Origin of the sequence: Calditerrivibrio sp. (assembly GCF_049968475.1) — a bacterium.
Lineage (GTDB): Bacteria > Chrysiogenota > Deferribacteres > Deferribacterales > Calditerrivibrionaceae > Calditerrivibrio > Calditerrivibrio nitroreducens_A.
Map to the genome: position 1 here is coordinate 25373 of NZ_JBMFQS010000001.1, position 17845 is coordinate 43217.

The window sequence follows — 17845 nt, forward strand, 5'->3', positions numbered from 1 at the left end:
AAATATGATTTTAGTTGGAAGTGTTGTGACATGTTTGAAAGATTCTACTAACTCAGTTGCGGAAGTTTTAAAAGACTATCCCAACATAGATATTCATGCAATTGATGAGAAGAAAAGCAACATATTGATAACTATTGAAGAGGAATCCGACTTTAAACTTGAAGAATTATGTAAAAAATTACAGGAACACCCTTTTATAGTACAAATTTCCCATCACTATTTCAACTTTGAAGAAGAGGTGGATAAAATAGAGAAAGGGATCCCCACAGACTTAAGTTTAAAAGGTTTTTCAAAAAGTGAACAGAGGAAAGAGAGGGATATATTAAGTGAGTATTAAAAAATTTCTTCAGGACTTTTTAAACAAGAACCCATTCAAAGGTTTTTACCAGGTCGATAGACTTCGTCCACCTGGGGCGGTAGAGGAAAAAAAGTTTATGGAACTCTGCATCAGGTGTGCAAGGTGTATCGAGGTCTGCCCCTACGATTCGATAAAAAGAGCTGATCTATTCGAAAAGATGCAGATCGGCACCCCTTATATTTTTGCTAGAGATAGGGCATGTTATCTTTGTATGAAATGCCCTTCGGTATGCCCCACCGGTGCATTGGATAATAATCTTGTGGATGCGGAAAAAGTAAAAATGGGAATTGCCCATATCGATCAGAATAGGTGTCTTAATTATCTATATGTTAAAGAAGAAGAAGGAGTAATCAGTACCGGAAGAGCCCAAATATGCTCCACATGCTATAATGTTTGCCCTTTGCAGGACAAAGCCATTATAATGGAAAAATATATCCTGCCTGTAATTACTGAGAAATGTGTTGGTTGCGGTATATGTGTGGAAAAATGTCCCACTGAACCAAAATCTGTGTATATAACCCCCTCTGGAATGGGAAACAAAGATACCGCAGGGTTCTATTATCAGCGTTCAAAAATGAGCTTTAAAAAATCTGAAGAGATTACAGATGATTATTTAAAAGGAGATAAGCTACTTCAGAAAAAACAGAATATCCAGGGGGAAGATAAACCAAAATTCAAAAACAATTTTAAAGTACAGGAGAAGATCGAAGGATGGTAAAATGATAAAAAAATATAGAAAAGTTATTCAATCTATTATTTTTGTTGGAATGTTTGTTGTTCCGTTATTAAATATATTGGAAATTTATTTCATAAAAGGGACATTTTATTCAATAGATATTGGTGATATAGGTATAGCAGACCCACTTGCTATTTTTCAGGCAATAATTTCTTCCAGACATATAAACACAACCATGTTTATTTCTGTAATCCTGCCTATCTTACTAATACTTTTACTTGGAAGGGTTTGGTGTAGCTGGGGTTGTCCTTACTATTTCATAGTGGAAGGGATAGATTATTTGAAGAAAAAGCTTAAAATAAAAAATAGTAAACCGTCTTACGATGAACGGTTACCCCATAAAACTAATTTCATAAGATATGGATTTCTGATCATAGGGATTTTATTTATGGGTATATCGGGAATACCGCTTTTAAACCTGATTTCTGCACCAGGAATCATCTCCTCACAGGCATTGGTGCTGGTGAAATTCCATTATCTTACTTTTGAAATTTTCTTTATATTGATATTGATAATATTAGAGTTTTTTTACTTTAGATTCTGGTGCAGATACTTCTGTCCTCAGGGCACTTTTTTGTCACTCTTCAGATGGAAAAAAGGTTTAAAAGTAGTCAAAGTAAAGGATGACTGTAGTAACTGTCTTAGCTGCATCAGGGCATGCCCGATGTTGCTTAATCCTATGAGAGAAGCGGATAATAGCTTGTGCCATAACTGCGGAGATTGCATTGAAGTCTGTCCTGACAACAAAAAAGTTGATACCCTAAAGTTTAGAATGTAACCATTTGATCTTATGAATCTTTTATATCTTCATCTATCGGTATCCTGATCACCACCTCTGTGCCATCTTTAGTAGAGATTTTAAGATTACCTTTTAATATATATACCCTCTCCCTTATTAGCTTTAATCCCAAATGCCCCTTTTTATTAAAACCTTTATCCAAGTCAAAACCTACACCATTATCTTTTACAGTTATCACGATCTCGTTATCAATTCTTTTGACCGCCATAAAAATATTTTTACCACCCGAATGAACTGCGGCATTTAACAGAAGTTCTTTTACTATTCTTGCAATAAGTAGATTTTTTTCTTCATCAAGATCTACGTTTGAGAGGTCTATTTCATGAAAGAAATCGATACTTTGAAACCTATACATCATCTCTTCCATAAATTCATTTAAAAATGCTTCAAGTCCAAACTTCTTTAATTTGAACATATCAGTTTCAATAAGCAAAGTCCTCAAGTTTTTAATACTATTTTTCAAAATATCGCCGAGTGTTTTCTGACCATTTCTGGATAATTCGATTAGAATATAGCTGAGGTCCTGAAGAATCGTATCGTGTAGATTCTTTGAAATCCTTTCCCTTTCATTTTCCTGAGCGATAAATACCTCTTTTAAAAGATCTCTTAACTTGATATTTTCAAGGTGCTCTAAATAAGAATTCCTCAGTCTCTCTATCTCCAAAACATTAGAGGATTTTTGGTCTACTATGGGGGTGGAGTTTGAAATCTCTTCCGTGATCTTTTGCAACGGTTTTACAAAGTTCTTTTTGATAGTGACATTGTAGTAAAAATAAAGGATAATATAAATCAACACGAAAATAATATTGATAATAAGAATATTTCTTATCGTACCAGTTACATTAGGGTTTATCTCAATGACATAGAATATACCATAAGGAGACGACCAATCTTTTTTAGTAATTATATGAGCCATCCTAATTTTCAAAAATGAACTCTCATCGTACTCAAAAAGCTTACTCTTTGTCATTTTATTTAAAATATCTGAATATATTTTTTTGTTTCCATCATCTTGGGTAAAACTTTTTCCACCTTTTAGAGGAATTAATAAATATGTTTCACCAATTTTAGACATATTATAAATAGAAAATCTATAACTATAATCTTGTATAGTATCAAGAATAGCGACCTTATTTAAAAGGTCATTTAAGATATCTATTTTATATCCCATTTGTAAAAAGAGATTCTTTTCTGTTAAATACTGGAGTAGGTAGGCAAAAAAACTATTATTCTGTGGATTATATACAGGAAAATATAAATAGAGCACCTCTGTCTCTTTTGCTTCTGTCAACCTAACCTTCGCATCCGGAAGCTGAAAAAGATTTAGACCTTTTTCCTCTTTTAAGTTTGTATCAACGATTTTACCTTCATCATTTATAAATGCAATAGAAAAATTCTGAGGGTTGTCTATTTTTTCGATCTTTTTAAGGATATCATCGATGTTATGGTGATTTTTTTTTATTAAATCGTGCTTAATATCATTAAATAATGAACTTACTAAATTCATTTTACGCATCACTTCCCTATCATATTCCATAAGTGCAATGGATACAAAGTGCATTAGAGTTCCCGTATTTTTTTTAATACTGATATAAGAATCAAACAAAATAAAGAATGATATAATAACCTGAATAGCAATAATTAATATTGTAAGGGTGATAAAATATCTTCTAAAAAGCTTGAAAGCAGAAATCATAAATCAATAATATCAAGCTTCAATGCCAATTTAACAAGCTCTGTCTCATTTTTAAGGTTGAGCTTCTTCATTATAGCCCCCCTCTGGTTTTCGATCGTTTTTACACTCCTGCCAGTATCAAAAGCGATTTCTTTGGAAGCCTTACCTTCAGCTATCATTTTGAATATAGCTTTTTCGGCTTTTGTAAGGTTAAAATATAGTTCTGTACTACTTTCAGAATTCTTATCTAACATTTCGGCTGTAGCATCTAAATAGTTGCCTCCTCGTAAAATGGCATTAATTGCATCTATGAGATTATCTGAAATATTCTCTTTTGCTATATACCCCTTGGCTCCTTTCTTTAAAACATCCCTCGATAAAATTTGGGAGTTGTAGGTAGTTATAACCAAAATAGGAATATTCTGCTCATAATCTATCTTTTCTATTATATTAATACCATCACCATCGGGAAGATTCAGATCGAGAGTGATAAAATCGATCTTTTCTTTTTTTAGCAGGTCAAATACCTCTTTTATCGTAGAAGCTTCAAAAATCTTTTCGAAGATTAAAGCATCTTTTATTACTGAAATAATCCCTTTTCTAAAAAGTGGGTGATCATCAACTATTAGTAGATTTAGCTTATGCATACTTTTCTAAATAACTCAAAACATAAAAAAAGTAAATAGTTCAAAAATAAGATATAATCACCTTCAAGACCATAACTGGTAATATTTTATAAGAAGATGGGGTGAGAGATCTGAAAAGATAAAATATAATCAAGATAAAAAGTCCCCACTATACTGTATTTACTTAAACTCCTTTTTCATTCCCAATATATGAATTTTTGATATGAACTTTTGAAATTTTTACGACCCAGTACCTCCCCCTACCTTAAAATATACTGCAATCAGGATAAAAGTATATTTGTGTGTTTTATTTCATATAACTCAATTCTAAACGTATCAGTAATATCTATAATAGCAGAAACCTTCAAACAATCCTTTGATATATAAGAGCAAAATTTATCAAAACCTTCATCCATGTCATTTGTGCCCCTATCCTTTAGCAAAAGAAGATAAAATTTTGTATCTTTTAGACCCTTTATAAGATCCCTGATTCCATCGATATAATTTACCACATCCCCATACATATACCCTTTTATAGTTTTGACAAAAGAGATTTCTGCCACTTTATCGGAATCGATAGTAACAAAACAACAGGAAGGAAGATTATCAATCACAGATTCTATCTTTTTAAGACCATCATCTTTATATTGTAAGTCATAGATCTTTTTTTGATCGGATAATGATGTATAGTGCTTTAATATCAATGATTTCGCTATATTTTCAGCCTCTTCTGTAAAATTTTTACAAATATATTTATCAATTACGCTTAAAGCTTTCTTATCATCAATAGATTTACCAAAATATAACAACAAAATCTCTTCCAGCATGATATCTGATATAATTTTTTTAATAAAAATTCCATAGTACTTTTTCCTAAGAAAAATTTTGATGGTATTTATAGGAAAAATATATAGATGAGGTGTTATTAAAAAATAACTTAACGGATCTGCAATTGAAACATTGTAGATACTAAAAAAATTATGTCAACTAAAAAAGTAAGGGGTATTTTATTGACATAATTGTTTATGTACTACCTTTCTGTTTCAATGTTTCATATGATAATTAATTTGCACTATTTTATATGTTATTAGTGCATATTTTTAAGAAATGCACTAATATAGTGCATAAGTAAAAGGGTTGTCCCCAAAAGGAGGGGAAGACAGAAGAATAATTTTATCCCTTGACACTTTCTAATAAAAAAAATATAGAATCAGTTATCGCAAGTAGGGGAAGATCGGTGAAAATCCGACGCTGTCCCGCAACTGTGAGCCAGACGAAAGCCATCAATGGCCACTTCCTTAAAAAAGGTGGGAAGGCCGGCGAGTAGGTTGAAGGTGAGCCAGGATACCCTTTGCGAAATACCTTACGAGGATAAGGAGGTATCTATGTTAGTCCTTTATCAGTAGACTTCTACATTAAGTATAATTCTCTTTTTTTAAACCAAAAAAATTAAAATGGAGGAAATATGCAAAGATTCTTTTATATTGCATTTATATTATTACTACAGCCTTTTTATATTTTTGCAGACGATATGAAAACAATTACCGTTTTTGGCGATAAAATCACAGAAACATTTTCACAGAATCAAGCTAACATAACTATTTTAACCTATGAAGATATTCAAAAATTAAAACCATTAGATACATACGACCTATTGGAAAAAATTAATGGTTTAAATATAAAATCTTATGATAAAAAAAATGTCACCATCAATATTGGTGGCTTTGTGGGGGATAAGGCAGGACTAAACAACGTGATTATGGTAAATGGCAGAAGAATAACAAATCCTGATATGAGTAATCCCGATCTCACACTTGTTCCGGTGGATATGATAGAAAGGGTTGAGGTTTATTTAGGTAGCAATAGCGTATTGTTTGGCGATAGAGCAACCGGTGGTGTTATAAATATCATCACAAAAAAACCTGTTAAAAACTCCTTTAAAGTAAAAACTTCTGGTGGTTCCTATGGCTTATATGATGCTTACGCCGAAGGGGTAATGGCAAAAGAAAATTACTCATTTTTACTGAGCGGCAATAAATTTGGCACTCAGGGCTACAGGGACAACTCTGAATTGTACTCAGGTACCATTAACACCGAATTTTCCTACTTCACCGATAAACTGGAGATAACTTTAAATGGGCTATACACAGACTCAAAATATGGATTTCCGGGATATTTAACCCTTGGTGATATCTATAAATATGGTAGAAAATATACAAAAACACCAGATTATGGGGGACATGATTATGAAAGCTTAATTGGGCTTAAGTTATCCTACGATACCGGCAGATTTGGAAAATTCTCTATTGACTCGTTTTATAAAGATAGAAATAGAGATTATGACTTTTGGGGGAAAACGGAGGATGAATTGGAAACGTTTTCTACAAATCTAAAATATGAACTCACCATAGACAAAAACCATTACAAAAACAGATTAATAACAGGTATAGATTTCGAAGAACACGACTTATCTAAAGTATCTTTTTCTAATGATGATTTGAAAAGGTCAACCTCTTCATTATACATTTTCGATCAGATAGATATATACAAACTATATATCAATGTCGGAGTAAGGTATTCGAAACTAAACGATGATTATACATCAAAAAAACTATCAAAAGATATGAGTGCCACTGCCTATACCACAACATTGGGTTTTAACATAGATAAAAATCAATCCATTTATTTAAAGTATGATAAGAGCTTCAGATTCCCCACCACAGATGAAATAAACGAATGGTCTGGATTAAACACTAAAATTACCAAACAGGAGTCCATAAACTACGAGATGGGATACAAGTGGAATAAGCAAAGCTACTTCCTATCCACTTCAGCCTACAAACAGACCTCCGACAATGAAATATTCACGAACCCCGATTGGAATTGGTTTTCAACGGATCCAGCCAATATTAACCTGAACACAAGAAAATATATCTTTAATCTCAATGGTGGTTACGATGACAAAAAGCTCTTATTAAAGGGGAGTTACAACTATATAGATTCTGAAATTACAGAAAAAGCGTACTATGGTAAAACTGCTCCCCTCGTCTCAAAACACAATCTCAAAGGTTCTGTAGGGTATAGATTCAACAATGGAATAGGATTATTTTACGACATAAGATACTACAGCTCCTACTATAAAGGGAATGATTATAAAAACGTAGATGGCAAAATGGGGGGCTATGCTGTGAGTGATGCTAAGATAGACTTCGTCAGGAAGAATTATGAATTATTTCTAAAAATAAATAACATATTGGACAAAAAATACTATGACTATGTGTACTATAGCTCTTTTGGAAATGGATATTATCCATCAATAAATAGAAACATATACGCAGGCGGATCCATAAAGTTTTAACGATATGAAAATGGCAAGGATAATGCGGGGGTGTTTCCCCCGCTATAAAATAATTTTGGTAGCATTATTAGTAATCTTTTATAGCAAAAGTTCGTATGCATTAAGAATAGTATCACTTACCCCCTCAATTACAAAGCAGCTCATCAGTTTGGGTTTTAAGGATAATATAGTGGGATGTACATCCTACTGCCCCCTTGCCAATGACAAAAAATCCAGAGCACAGATTGTTGGATCCATAATGGATATAAATGTAGAAGCCATTGTAAGATTAAAACCAGATGTCGTATTTGCCAACTCATTAACAAATATTAAAACCGTAAATAAACTCAAAAATCTTAATCTAAGAGTTGAAATAATAGATTACCCCAAAAGTATTGATGATATTTTACATTCATTCATTAAAGTTGGTCAGATAACCGGAATGGTGGAAGAGGCAGGTAAAATAGTAGATATCTCTAAAAATAAATTAGAAAAGATCAAAAATAAATATAAAAAATACCAGAAAACAAAAGTTTTTTTTGTATTAGGTGTAAATCCACTATTTACAGCTCCCAATGGGACTTACATCGATGATATTATCTCAACAGTAAACGGGATTAATATTGCAAAAAAGCTGAATTTTGGAATGGTATCTAAAGAGTTTGTTTTGAAAAATGACCCTGAGGTAATCTTGATAATGGATATGGGGATTGCTTCACAAGAGGTTATAAAGGAATTCAAAAGATACCGATCCATAACTGCTGTAAAAAATAACCGGTTATACACTGTCAATGCGGATAGACTTGGAAGTCCCACTTTGCCAGACTTAATTGATCTAATCGATGAGATAGGTATTATGGTTCACGAAAGATGATGAATAAGGATCATTTTGTAGCAAAAGTTTTCATTATATTTTTTTTGACTTTTTGTATTATATCACTGCAACTTTTTTACGACACCTTCCCTCTTGTGAATGATATCAACACAACCATTATAGCAGAAATACGACTCCCGAGGGCTATTCTTGGTTTATTAGCAGGTGGGGGACTTGCCCTGTGTGGTACTGTGTTGCAGGGTGTATTTAGAAATAATCTCGTGGAACCTTATACATTGGGGATTTCAGGCGGATCAGCAGTGGGGGTTGCCTTAGGTTTAATGGTAAACTTTCAAACATTTTTGGGATTTTCTTCTCTGATAATCGCAGGTTTTTTAGGTGCCCTATTTTCATTATTTATACTGTATATAGTTGCCATAAGAAACCATAAGATAGACACAAAAAATCTTCTCCTAATTGGTGTCATGATAAGCTTTATCTCTTCTTCATTGCTGATGCTTATTCTGTCGATTTCCAAAGTTGAGAATCTCCATGGTATAGTATTCTGGATTATGGGATCCCTTGGAAATGCAGAAAACAACATAAATTTCATCCTTTTTTTTATAGTCTCATCCGGATTTGTGATATTTTATCTTCTGGCAAATGACTTAAATGCGATGCAATTCGGATATGAAAAAAGTTTCACTCTGGGGGTCAACATTGATGTGGTTATAAAAATCACTATCATCACGGCTTCCTTCATTACGGCATCGATAGTATCGGTAACCGGAATGGTAGGTTTTATCGGACTCGTGGTGCCACATTTGATGCGAAAGCTATTTTATAAAGATTTTAGAATCCTTCTTCCCACATCTTTTTTGGGTGGTGGTTTTTTCTTAACGGCATCAGATTTTTTAGCATCAAAAATAATATATCCAAACGAACTGCCTGTGGGTGTCATTACTGGAATAGTTGGTGGAATATTCTTCATATACATATTCAAAAAAGAGAGAATAAGATAATGGAATTTATCAGGATAGAAAATCTTGTCTCCGGATACAAAGATCAATTTTTACTAAAAAGTATAACCCTCACACTACCAAAATCATCCTTTCTTGGCATAATAGGCCCAAATGGATCCGGTAAAACCACCCTTTTGAAAACTATAGCAGGGATATTAAAACCTTTTAGTGGTACCATTTATCTTAATCATAGAGATCTTTTTTCGTTAAATAATAAAGATAGATCCAGGAAAATAGCTTATGTGAGTCAGTTTGTGGACAACAAAGATATTAAAGTCATGGATTACGTTCTGGCAGGCAGATTACCGCATTTTAAAAAATTTCAGATCTTCGAAACCCAAAAAGATATTGAGATAAGCCGCAAATTTATGAATTTTTTTGGAATAGAAAAGTTTAAAGATAGATTTATGTACGAATTAAGTGGTGGCCAGCAGCAGGTGGTGGCTATCTGTTCGGCGTTGGTTCAGGAACCTGAACTACTTCTACTCGATGAACCCACAGCCCATCTTGATCTGAATTATCAGATAAAGATTTTAGACCTTATACAGGAACTAAATACCCAGATGAATATAAGCATAATAAGCATTTTTCACGATCTCAATCTTGCATCGGAATATTGCAACTACCTGGCACTCCTGAGGGATGGGGAGTTATTTAAATTTGGTACCCCCAGAGAGGTTTTAAGATACGATATACTGGAAGAGATATACAAAACGGTAATAGTTACGGATATAAACCCGGTATCTGGAAATCCCATCGTTTTGCCAGCCTCAAAGATGTCACTCAAGAGCAGTTTGCAAGATGATTATGATGACAGAACGTAGATTGCCAGCTTTTATTATATTTTCCACGATTTTTCATATATTGTTAATCGTATACTTAAAAATCTCTTTACCTTTAGACGGTAGTATTGAAAAAAACAGGATCATTTTTGTAGAATTAATAAATAAAAAAAATTCTCCATTTTCCACCAATGAAAGTATAAAAAAGAAAGTAGATACAACAAATAATAAAAAAATTTTAAAAGATATACAACCTCTTTATGCAAAAAACGAACAAAATCTGATATATAAAGATGCTGTGGAGGAGTTTACCAGACAAGAACAGATACAACCAAACAAAATAGATGAAGATAAAACAAAAACTACCATCAATCAGGAGGAACCAAAAACGATTGCAAATAATAAAGTAGAAACTACTTCAATAAACCCAAAATCTATGAATATTATAATGTCCAAAACAGAAGATATTAAAACCTATCCAGAAAATGAAGCTAAACCCTTCAATATCGAAGAGTATGAAAGATACATTTTACAGAAGATAAAAGATATGATTGAATACCCCCTCCTTGCAAGAAAAAGAGGGATAGAAGGGGATATTATGGTCAACGTCACAATAAATAGATTGGGGGAACTGAAAAAAGTAAAAATAGTTAAATCTTCCGGATATACTGTTCTGGATGATTATACAGTAAATTTAGCTGGTAAAATTAAATTCGACGTTTCACCACCACATACTATAGAATTACCATTAAAAATAAGTTATAGGCTAAATCGATGAAAGAGATAAAATCAATTGGCACTACCTCCTTTATATTACACGACACAAGATTTAAAAATGTCGAATATCTAAAAGGTCTGGTGGATATTGTGCAGCTTCTCTATTTAGAAAGCTATAAAGATTCAATGTCCCCAGAAGACTTAGATGAGATAAAACTATTGCAGCAGATCAAAACCGACATAGAGTATTTCATACACATGCCCATAGATCTAAATCTTTCCCGCAAGGCTGACTGGGTGAAACTAAACCGTTTTGCAAACGTATTAAAACAGTTAAACCCTCAACAGATAATCATTCACCCTGAAAATGATGAAACCTTTTTTGAAGAGATGGTAAATTTTATCGCAAATTACCCCAATACTCTTATAGAAAACATCAATGAAGTACACTTTTTTGATAAAATCTCCTCAAATTATGCGGATATCTGCTTCGATGTGGGGCATGCAATCATTGCTGGGGTTGATATTAAGGGGTTTTTAAATAGATATAAAGATAAGATCAAAGCTTACCACCTACACGGGGTAAAAAAGAGAAAAGACCATCTGTCTGTAAGGTATATCGATTTAAAACTTTTAAAATACCTATTAGACTTCTCCATTGATCATAATGTAAAGATAATAATTGAGGTATTTGGAGAAAAAGATTTTTACGATTCGAAAGAATTTCTAAGGGGGTTTTTCAGAGATCATGATTACATTTATCACCGGTGGGATTAAAAGTGGAAAAACTAAGTTTGGTCTAAAGATAGGCCAGAAATATCAGAAAAAGGTATATATTGCCACAGCTGAGCCATTTGATGAGGAGATGAAAAAAAAGATAGATCTCCATCGGGCTGAAAGGAGTGGATGTTGGGAAACAATAGAAGAACCAATCAATCTGGATGATGCGGTAAAAAGATCTATAGAATTTGACTTTGTAATGATAGATTGCATAACCGTATGGCTCAATAATCTATTATATCATCAAAAGGATCTTAACGAATACATAGATAGATTTATCATCAGTCTAAAAGATATGAAAAATGATGTCGTCATCATATCAAACGAGATTGGTATGGGGGTTATCCCCTTAGAGAAAACCACCCGGGAATATCTAAACCTTCTTGGTATTACAAACCAGAATATAGCTGATATTTCGGATAAGGTAGTTTTTATGGTGTCAGGGTACCCACTATTTTTAAAAGGAGAGTTAAACAATGAGTTATAAATTTTTTTCCAACAAAAATTGTGAATACTATCCCTGCCATAAGATAGAAAATCAAAATTGTCTTTTTTGTTTCTGTCCCCTTTATTTTTTTGAGGACTGTGGCGGAGACTACAAGTTTATTAATAATGTAAAAGACTGCTCAGATTGTACAAAAAATCATGATGATGGCTCATATGAATTTGTCATCCAGCAGCTAAACAAAGCATTTAATAGTATAAAAAAAGATAAACTAAAAATGTTGAAGCTGGAGGAGTTATGAAGCTTGATGAGATTTTACAAAAGATCGAGCCTATAGATGAAAGCTTTAGAAAAAAAGCTATGGAGAGAAATGACAACCTGCTTATGCCATTGCGGGCAATGGGGAGGCTGCATGAAATCTCCGAACAGCTTGCCGCCATCTACCGCACATTAAAACCTAAGATGGAAAAAGGTGCCGTATTTGTGATGGCGGGGGATCATGGAGTGGTGGAAGAAGGGGTATCCTCTTTTCCTCAGGAGGTCACTGGTCTTATGTTTAATGCCTTTTTAAACGATCTGGCAACCGTTAGCGTGTTGGGAAAGCTTGAGGGGCTTGATATAATTCTTGCCGATATCGGATCTAAATTTGATCCATCTAATATCAAAAATTTTAAAAATGAGTTTGTTGCTAAAAAAGTGGTATCTGGTACCAGAAACTTTACCAGAGAACCTGCCATGACAAAAGAGGAAGCTATAAGATCGATAGAAGCAGGGATCGAGATAACGCTTAAGTATATCAAAAAGAAAAAGCTTGATGTGGTGATAACCGGAGAAATGGGGATTGGGAATACAACGCCATCGGCGGCAATTGGTGCAGTCATCACAGGCAGCAGGGTGGAGGATATGACGGGTAAAGGGGCTGGATTAAATATCGAAGGGGTAAAAAGGAAGATAGATGTGATAAAAAGAGGCATAGAAATTCACAAACCTGATCCGGAAGATCCTATTGATATCCTATCAAAGGTTGGGGGTGCTGAGATAGGTGCAATTGCAGGTATAATTCTGGCGGCGGCGTATTCAAAAATTCCAGCTATCATAGATGGTTTTATATCCACCGCCGGAGCCCTTTTAGCATACAAACTAAATTCCGATGCAAGAGGTTATATGATAGCAGGACACTGTTCGGAAGAGCCGGGACATATCAGAATGCTGAATTATCTCAACATAAAGCCGATACTCAATCTAAATATGAGGCTTGGGGAGGGTACCGGAGCAGTACTTGCCCTACCGATAGTAAAACAGGCGGCAAATATGATCTCAAATGTGGCCACGTTTGAGGAAGCAGGTATCCCCAAATGAAAGGTTTTTTGACGGCCGTATCATTTTTAACTATTTTTAAAATCAATCTTAGAGATTACGACAATAAAAAAGCTGTCTATTTTTTTCCTATGGTGGGGTTTTTCATTGCCTTGCCTGCTTATTTATTATTGAAGAGTAACTTACATTTTAAAGAATTTTTCACATTACTCTATTTTACAGTGATCACCGGAGGATTGCATCTTGATGGTCTTGCGGATACGGCGGATGCAATTTTTTCCCATAAAGGAAGAGAAAAGAAGCTGGAGATTATGAAGGATAGCAGAATAGGAGTCATGGGGGCTGTTACCCTCATCCTTGCATCCCTTTTCAAGTATGAAATTTTGAAGGATATCCACCCATCAATACTATTTTTCACTTTATCCTACTCCCGACTTGGGGCTGTAATTGTAATGTCAGCCTTACCTTACGCAAGAGAATCCGGTACCGGTTCTTTTTTCAAGATGGTGGAATTAAAAAGTTTGTACTCATTTTTTCTTTTAGTACCTTTTACGATCTTTTTCTACGAAAGTTTACTGTTTTCTATCTTTTTCAATATTGGATTTATTCTACTCTGTATAATCGTAATTTCATTCTACAAAAAGGTCATCGGTGGTTGGACTGGTGATATGGTGGGAGCTTTTATAGAGCTTTCTGAAATAATCCTGCTTTATATTTCTATTGAATTAGAAACCTATTGTTGATATTATACTTACATGAACAAATCAGCCATTTTAATCTCCCTGTTACTTTCCATTTTAATACATTTAGCTATTTTCATGATTCCGATTAAAAATGATGACAAAAGAGAAAAACTAATTGTACCTAAAATATTTATTGTTGATTTCCAATCAAAATCTGTAAGTAACGACTTTTCAGAACTAAAATCGATTGAAGAAAAAGATTTATTGGAAAAGATCAACGAATACTTGAAAAATATCAATGCTACACTAAACCCTATCAGAGACATCCCCAGAATTAATAACAGCTTTGATGAGGAAGAGTACCATACCGAATTTTTGAAAATACTAAACCGTGAGATGGATATAAGGGATTATTTAGAAGAGAAAGGTTTAAAGGGTGAATACCTTTTTAAAATAGATATCGAAGGCTCTGGAAGAGTTAGAACCGTTGAAACGATTAGAAGAGAAGGAAGTCAGGAACTTGAAGAATACGTAATAAAAAGGCTTAAATCAATAACCTTTCCACCACATGGAGAACTAATTCTAACCATAAAAGTCAATATGAGGTTTGAACTGGATTAAAGTTGCATAAATCTATTGCGATTTATACTTTTTAATATAATATATCCCAAAAGATAACGGAGGATCTTAGTGAAAAGAGTTGTTGTGGCTATGAGTGGTGGTGTTGATTCATCTGTAACCTCTTATATCTTGAAAAAGATGGGATATGATGTGGTTGGTGTAACCATCAAGATGTTTGAAAATCAGGAAAAATATTTAAAAGATGCGGAAACAGTTGCAAAAAAACTTGATATCAAATGGGAGATGATAGATAAGTCGATTGAATTTAAAGAAACCGTCATTTCTTATTTCATAAATAGCTATCGAAAAGGGCTCACCCCAAACCCATGTGCCTACTGCAATAGGAATGCTAAGTTTTTCTTCCTGTACAACGAAATGTTAAAGTATGGTGCAGATCATATTGCCACCGGTCATTACGCCAATATTGTGGAAGTGGATGGTCACAAATATATAAAAAAATCCGCAAATACCCAAAAGGATCAATCCTACTATCTTGCCCTTATAAGAAATGATCTGCTGGATAAACTACTATTTCCACTTGGGATGATGGATAAATTAGAAGTCAGAAAGATTGCATCTTCTATAGGTCTTGAGGTGGCAGAGAAAAAAGACAGCCAGGAGGTTTGTTTTTTAGAAGGGGGGGACTATAGGGACTACCTGAAAAAGATGATCGATCCAAACAAGATCAAAAAAGGGTACTTTATCTACAACGGTGAAAGGATCATGGAGCATGAGGGGATAGAGTTTTACACAGTGGGACAGAGAAGAGGCTTGGGCATAGGATATCATAAACCCCTTTACGTAAAACATATCGATCCGGTAACTTTTGACATCCACCTCACCGACGAAAATAGATCCGGTTTTAGAGGTGTCAGGCTTCACAATTGCAATTGGTTTGGTAGTCCAAAAAAGCTTTTCAGAGCCCAGGCAAGGCTGAGATATAGAATGAAAGATGCAAATCTCCTTGTGGAGATCCTTCCGGACGACAGGGCACATCTACTTTTTGACGAACCCCAGCCATTCCCGGCGCCTGGTCAGGTGGCTGCCATATACAATAAAGATATCCTTTTGGGTGGAGGATTCATTGAAGGGGTATTTTAGCAGGTTTAAAAGTGCAGTTGTGGCTTTAAGCGGTGGTGCTGACAGCAGCTTCACCCTTTACCTTGCTTCAAGATACATAGAAAGTAAAAAAATCGTTGCCGTTACAGCCACGAATAGTCATGTATTCCGATATGAAATCAATCAGGCCAGATATATTGCCGAAAGGCTGAATGTCAGATGGATCGGCTTTGAAGCCCAAATGGATATAAACTTTTTTAAAAATGATGAAAATAGATGCTACTATTGTAAAAAAAGCTTTTTAGAAGAGATAAAAAAGATAAAAGAAGAATTGGGGTATGAAGTAATATTTGATGGAAGCAACATCGATGATCTATCAGAAGTGCGGCCTGGTAGAAGAGCCATTGAAGAATATGGTGTAATTTCCCCCTTGATCGATCTGTCTCTTGGAAAAAATGATGTATTGAAGGGCTTAAACGATTCACCTTTAAAAGATCTTCATTTCACAACAGAATCCTGCAAAGCCACAAGGCTTGTGAATATACCTATCGATAATGATATAATGCAAAAAATAGAAGATATGGAAGATATCCTTAGGCAAAAAATCCCCGGATTGCGGATCAGGTATAACGGGAAAAATTTCTATTATGAAATCAAAAAACCACATATAATATCTGAAGATCAGTTTAGATTGGTGGAAGATCTATTAGGGGGGTATGGCATAGAGCCACCCCCTAAATATTCTGATTAGATCTTTTTCAATGCATCCTTAGCAGCAAACATATAGGTGTTATCCGAAGGTTTTGCAGCAAGTTCTGGATGTGTACAGTACTGATAGTTTAATATATCTTCAATGGTGGCTCCCATCTGAATGGCAAACGATATAAAATCGACGTTTGATGCGGTGCAGTGCCCTTTTCTTAAAACAGAACCCCCGATTATTTTCCCGGTTTTTCTGTCAAAAACAAGTTTTGTCTTGATGGTGGATACGCCATCCATCATCGGATACATATCCATCACCTCGGATTCCCCCAGAACCGCATCGATACCATCCGCCAGGGCAGCTTTATAAATTAAACCTGCAGATCCAAAACTGTATTCAAAAGCAGTGGAAACATTTGCATTTATAACACCTGAAAACTTAGATCTCTTCCCTAAAATATTCTTTGCCACATATTTACCCATAAAAACTGCGTTGGTGCCAAACTCTCCCCTTATAGGTTTACCTGTGATAAACGATTTCTTTTCGGCACAATCTCCTGCAGCATAAACATCTGGGGCATTGGTCATAAGATAGTCATCCGTAATAATACCATATTTAGAAGTGGCTATCCCTGATTTTACTGCAAGATCGGTATTTGGCAACACCCCCACCGCAACAATAACAAAATCGGTTTCTATAAACCTGCCGTCACTTAAGACAACCCTTTTTACAACCTTATCCCCTTCAAACCTTACAACTTTTGTTCCAGTTACAACATTTATACCATTTTTAATGATAGAATCTTCGATCTCCTTTGCAAAATCATCATCCATTGTGGCAAGAAGAATATGTGGCAGCATCTCAACGATAGACACATCAAGCCCTATCTTTTTTAAAACGACCGCCACTTCAACACCTATATATCCACCACCTACCACCACACATCTTTTGGAAACTTTTGCAAGTCCCCGTATTGTTTCCATATCAGATTTTGACCTTACTGTGAGGATATTACCCAGATCTACCCCTTCAATATCAGGGATGAAAGGTCTTGATCCCGTAGCCAGCAGTAAATGATCATAGTGTAAAATATGATCCTTATCGGTGTAGATTACTCTATTTGCAGTATCTATCTCTGTGGCTTTATCGATGATCAATTTCGCTCCAAAATCTAAAACGAGACTATTAGGAATGCAGAATTTTTCCACAGGTTTTTTGTCAATAATACCGTAAGGGACAGCACATCGATTTGCATTGATCTCCTCATCTTTAACAAGGGTGATATCATATTCTTTTTTTGAAGCATAAAGAGAATGTACAAGTACCCTTCCGGCGGGCCCACCACCTACGATAACTACCTTTTCCATTACT

The 17845-nt window shown here is 34.5% G+C and carries 20 protein-coding genes and 1 riboswitch; of the genes, 16 read left to right on the forward strand and 4 right to left on the reverse strand.

All coding sequences use genetic code 11. The features are described from left to right. The first annotated feature begins 4 nt into the window (after positions 1-4). From ACP5Q2_RS00135 to ACP5Q2_RS00145, 3 genes are read left to right on the forward strand one after another with little or no spacing between them, the layout of a single operon-like run. On the forward strand, positions 5-337 hold the full coding sequence (locus ACP5Q2_RS00135) for a chaperone NapD (RefSeq protein ID WP_428096034.1): 333 nt from the start codon (positions 5-7) through the stop codon (positions 335-337). After that, the gene (locus ACP5Q2_RS00140) at positions 327-1076 is read left to right on the forward strand and encodes a 4Fe-4S dicluster domain-containing protein (RefSeq protein ID WP_424604546.1); all 750 of its coding nucleotides are present in this window, start codon (positions 327-329) and stop codon (positions 1074-1076) included. Before ACP5Q2_RS00135 ends, ACP5Q2_RS00140 begins: the two co-directional genes overlap by 11 nt. 1 nt (position 1077) lies before the next feature. Continuing rightward, positions 1078-1872, forward strand: a complete 795-nt coding sequence (locus ACP5Q2_RS00145) for a 4Fe-4S binding protein (RefSeq protein ID WP_428096036.1) — start codon at positions 1078-1080, stop codon at positions 1870-1872. A gap of 10 nt (positions 1873-1882) precedes the next feature. Here ACP5Q2_RS00145 and ACP5Q2_RS00150 read toward each other — a convergent pair whose 3' ends face one another. The 3 genes from ACP5Q2_RS00150 to ACP5Q2_RS00160 all read right to left on the reverse strand — a co-directional run bounded on the left by ACP5Q2_RS00150 (position 1883) and on the right by ACP5Q2_RS00160 (position 5021). Further along, entirely contained in the window at positions 1883-3589 is a 1707-nt protein-coding gene (locus ACP5Q2_RS00150) for a sensor histidine kinase (protein WP_428096038.1), read from the reverse strand. Further along, positions 3586-4215, reverse strand: a complete 630-nt coding sequence (locus ACP5Q2_RS00155) for a response regulator (protein ID WP_428096040.1) — start codon at positions 4213-4215, stop codon at positions 3586-3588. Before ACP5Q2_RS00155 ends, ACP5Q2_RS00150 begins: the two co-directional genes overlap by 4 nt. 260 nt (positions 4216-4475) lie before the next feature. Further along, positions 4476-5021 carry a hypothetical protein gene (locus tag ACP5Q2_RS00160; protein WP_424604550.1) on the reverse strand — a complete coding sequence of 182 codons (546 nt, stop codon included), beginning with the start codon at positions 5019-5021 and terminating at the stop codon, positions 4476-4478. Between the two features lie 399 nt (positions 5022-5420). Next, positions 5421-5544, forward strand: a riboswitch (cobalamin riboswitch). 115 nt (positions 5545-5659) lie between these two features. Here ACP5Q2_RS00160 and ACP5Q2_RS00165 point away from each other — a divergent pair. From ACP5Q2_RS00165 to ACP5Q2_RS00225, 13 genes are all read left to right on the forward strand, one after another. Beyond that, complete coding sequence (locus ACP5Q2_RS00165) at positions 5660-7552, forward strand: TonB-dependent receptor (RefSeq protein WP_428096042.1); 1893 nt, start codon at positions 5660-5662, stop codon at positions 7550-7552. Between the two features lie 55 nt (positions 7553-7607). Continuing rightward, positions 7608-8405, forward strand: a complete 798-nt coding sequence (locus ACP5Q2_RS00170; RefSeq protein WP_428096044.1) for an ABC transporter substrate-binding protein — start codon at positions 7608-7610, stop codon at positions 8403-8405. Next, positions 8405-9367, forward strand: coding sequence for a FecCD family ABC transporter permease (locus ACP5Q2_RS00175; RefSeq protein WP_428096046.1), 963 nt, complete (start codon positions 8405-8407; stop codon positions 9365-9367). Before ACP5Q2_RS00170 ends, ACP5Q2_RS00175 begins: the two co-directional genes overlap by 1 nt. After that, positions 9367-10191: an ABC transporter ATP-binding protein gene (locus tag ACP5Q2_RS00180; RefSeq protein WP_424604554.1), complete on the forward strand. Its 825-nt coding sequence runs from the start codon at positions 9367-9369 to the stop codon at positions 10189-10191. The genes ACP5Q2_RS00175 and ACP5Q2_RS00180 overlap by 1 nt, the downstream gene beginning before the upstream one ends. Continuing rightward, complete coding sequence (locus tag ACP5Q2_RS00185; RefSeq protein WP_428096048.1) at positions 10169-10927, forward strand: energy transducer TonB; 759 nt, start codon at positions 10169-10171, stop codon at positions 10925-10927. Before ACP5Q2_RS00180 ends, ACP5Q2_RS00185 begins: the two co-directional genes overlap by 23 nt. Next, a complete protein-coding gene (gene cbiR / locus ACP5Q2_RS00190) occupies positions 10924-11643 on the forward strand; it encodes a cobamide remodeling phosphodiesterase CbiR (protein ID WP_424604556.1) in 720 nt (239 codons plus the stop codon). The genes ACP5Q2_RS00185 and cbiR overlap by 4 nt, the downstream gene beginning before the upstream one ends. Next, complete coding sequence (cobU, locus tag ACP5Q2_RS00195) at positions 11615-12133, forward strand: bifunctional adenosylcobinamide kinase/adenosylcobinamide-phosphate guanylyltransferase (RefSeq protein WP_428096050.1); 519 nt, start codon at positions 11615-11617, stop codon at positions 12131-12133. The genes cbiR and cobU overlap by 29 nt, the downstream gene beginning before the upstream one ends. Beyond that, positions 12123-12392 (forward strand): cysteine-rich small domain-containing protein, encoded by a 270-nt coding sequence (locus ACP5Q2_RS00200; RefSeq protein ID WP_424604558.1) that lies wholly within the window; start codon positions 12123-12125, stop codon positions 12390-12392. Before cobU ends, ACP5Q2_RS00200 begins: the two co-directional genes overlap by 11 nt. Further along, a complete protein-coding gene (gene cobT / locus ACP5Q2_RS00205; RefSeq protein ID WP_428096052.1) occupies positions 12389-13450 on the forward strand; it encodes a nicotinate-nucleotide--dimethylbenzimidazole phosphoribosyltransferase in 1062 nt (353 codons plus the stop codon). Before ACP5Q2_RS00200 ends, cobT begins: the two co-directional genes overlap by 4 nt. Next, positions 13447-14151, forward strand: coding sequence for an adenosylcobinamide-GDP ribazoletransferase (cobS, locus tag ACP5Q2_RS00210; protein WP_428096054.1), 705 nt, complete (start codon positions 13447-13449; stop codon positions 14149-14151). Before cobT ends, cobS begins: the two co-directional genes overlap by 4 nt. Positions 14152-14163: 12 nt before the next feature. After that, positions 14164-14712 carry a hypothetical protein gene (locus ACP5Q2_RS00215; protein WP_424604561.1) on the forward strand — a complete coding sequence of 183 codons (549 nt, stop codon included), beginning with the start codon at positions 14164-14166 and terminating at the stop codon, positions 14710-14712. A gap of 69 nt (positions 14713-14781) precedes the next feature. After that, positions 14782-15813: a tRNA 2-thiouridine(34) synthase MnmA gene (mnmA, locus tag ACP5Q2_RS00220; RefSeq protein ID WP_428096056.1), complete on the forward strand. Its 1032-nt coding sequence runs from the start codon at positions 14782-14784 to the stop codon at positions 15811-15813. Beyond that, positions 15797-16522 carry a 7-cyano-7-deazaguanine synthase gene (locus tag ACP5Q2_RS00225; protein WP_428096058.1) on the forward strand — a complete coding sequence of 242 codons (726 nt, stop codon included), beginning with the start codon at positions 15797-15799 and terminating at the stop codon, positions 16520-16522. Before mnmA ends, ACP5Q2_RS00225 begins: the two co-directional genes overlap by 17 nt. Here the strand turns inward: ACP5Q2_RS00225 and ACP5Q2_RS00230 are convergent. After that, positions 16519-17841, reverse strand: a complete 1323-nt coding sequence (locus tag ACP5Q2_RS00230; RefSeq protein ID WP_428096060.1) for an NAD(P)/FAD-dependent oxidoreductase — start codon at positions 17839-17841, stop codon at positions 16519-16521. The genes ACP5Q2_RS00225 and ACP5Q2_RS00230 overlap by 4 nt on opposite strands. Between the last annotated feature and the right edge of the window lie 4 nt (positions 17842-17845).

Bases quoted from the DNA above. Each gene is read 5' to 3' on its own strand.
- ACP5Q2_RS00135 (WP_428096034.1), top strand. From the start codon at position 5: ATGATTTTAGTTGGAAGTGTTGTGACATGTTTGAAAGATTCTACTAAC.
- ACP5Q2_RS00145 (WP_428096036.1), top strand. From the start codon at position 1,078: ATGATAAAAAAATATAGAAAAGTTATTCAATCTATTATTTTTGTTGGA.
- ACP5Q2_RS00150 (WP_428096038.1), bottom strand. From the start codon at position 3,589: ATGATTTCTGCTTTCAAGCTTTTTAGAAGATATTTTATCACCCTTACA.
- ACP5Q2_RS00155 (WP_428096040.1), bottom strand. From the start codon at position 4,215: ATGCATAAGCTAAATCTACTAATAGTTGATGATCACCCACTTTTTAGA.
- ACP5Q2_RS00160 (WP_424604550.1), bottom strand. From the start codon at position 5,021: ATGCTGGAAGAGATTTTGTTGTTATATTTTGGTAAATCTATTGATGAT.
- ACP5Q2_RS00165 (WP_428096042.1), top strand. From the start codon at position 5,660: ATGCAAAGATTCTTTTATATTGCATTTATATTATTACTACAGCCTTTT.
- ACP5Q2_RS00175 (WP_428096046.1), top strand. From the start codon at position 8,405: ATGAATAAGGATCATTTTGTAGCAAAAGTTTTCATTATATTTTTTTTG.
- ACP5Q2_RS00180 (WP_424604554.1), top strand. From the start codon at position 9,367: ATGGAATTTATCAGGATAGAAAATCTTGTCTCCGGATACAAAGATCAA.
- ACP5Q2_RS00185 (WP_428096048.1), top strand. From the start codon at position 10,169: ATGATTATGATGACAGAACGTAGATTGCCAGCTTTTATTATATTTTCC.
- cbiR (WP_424604556.1), top strand. From the start codon at position 10,924: ATGAAAGAGATAAAATCAATTGGCACTACCTCCTTTATATTACACGAC.
- cobU (WP_428096050.1), top strand. From the start codon at position 11,615: ATGATTACATTTATCACCGGTGGGATTAAAAGTGGAAAAACTAAGTTT.
- ACP5Q2_RS00200 (WP_424604558.1), top strand. From the start codon at position 12,123: ATGAGTTATAAATTTTTTTCCAACAAAAATTGTGAATACTATCCCTGC.
- cobT (WP_428096052.1), top strand. From the start codon at position 12,389: ATGAAGCTTGATGAGATTTTACAAAAGATCGAGCCTATAGATGAAAGC.
- cobS (WP_428096054.1), top strand. From the start codon at position 13,447: ATGAAAGGTTTTTTGACGGCCGTATCATTTTTAACTATTTTTAAAATC.
- ACP5Q2_RS00215 (WP_424604561.1), top strand. From the start codon at position 14,164: ATGAACAAATCAGCCATTTTAATCTCCCTGTTACTTTCCATTTTAATA.
- ACP5Q2_RS00230 (WP_428096060.1), bottom strand. From the start codon at position 17,841: ATGGAAAAGGTAGTTATCGTAGGTGGTGGGCCCGCCGGAAGGGTACTT.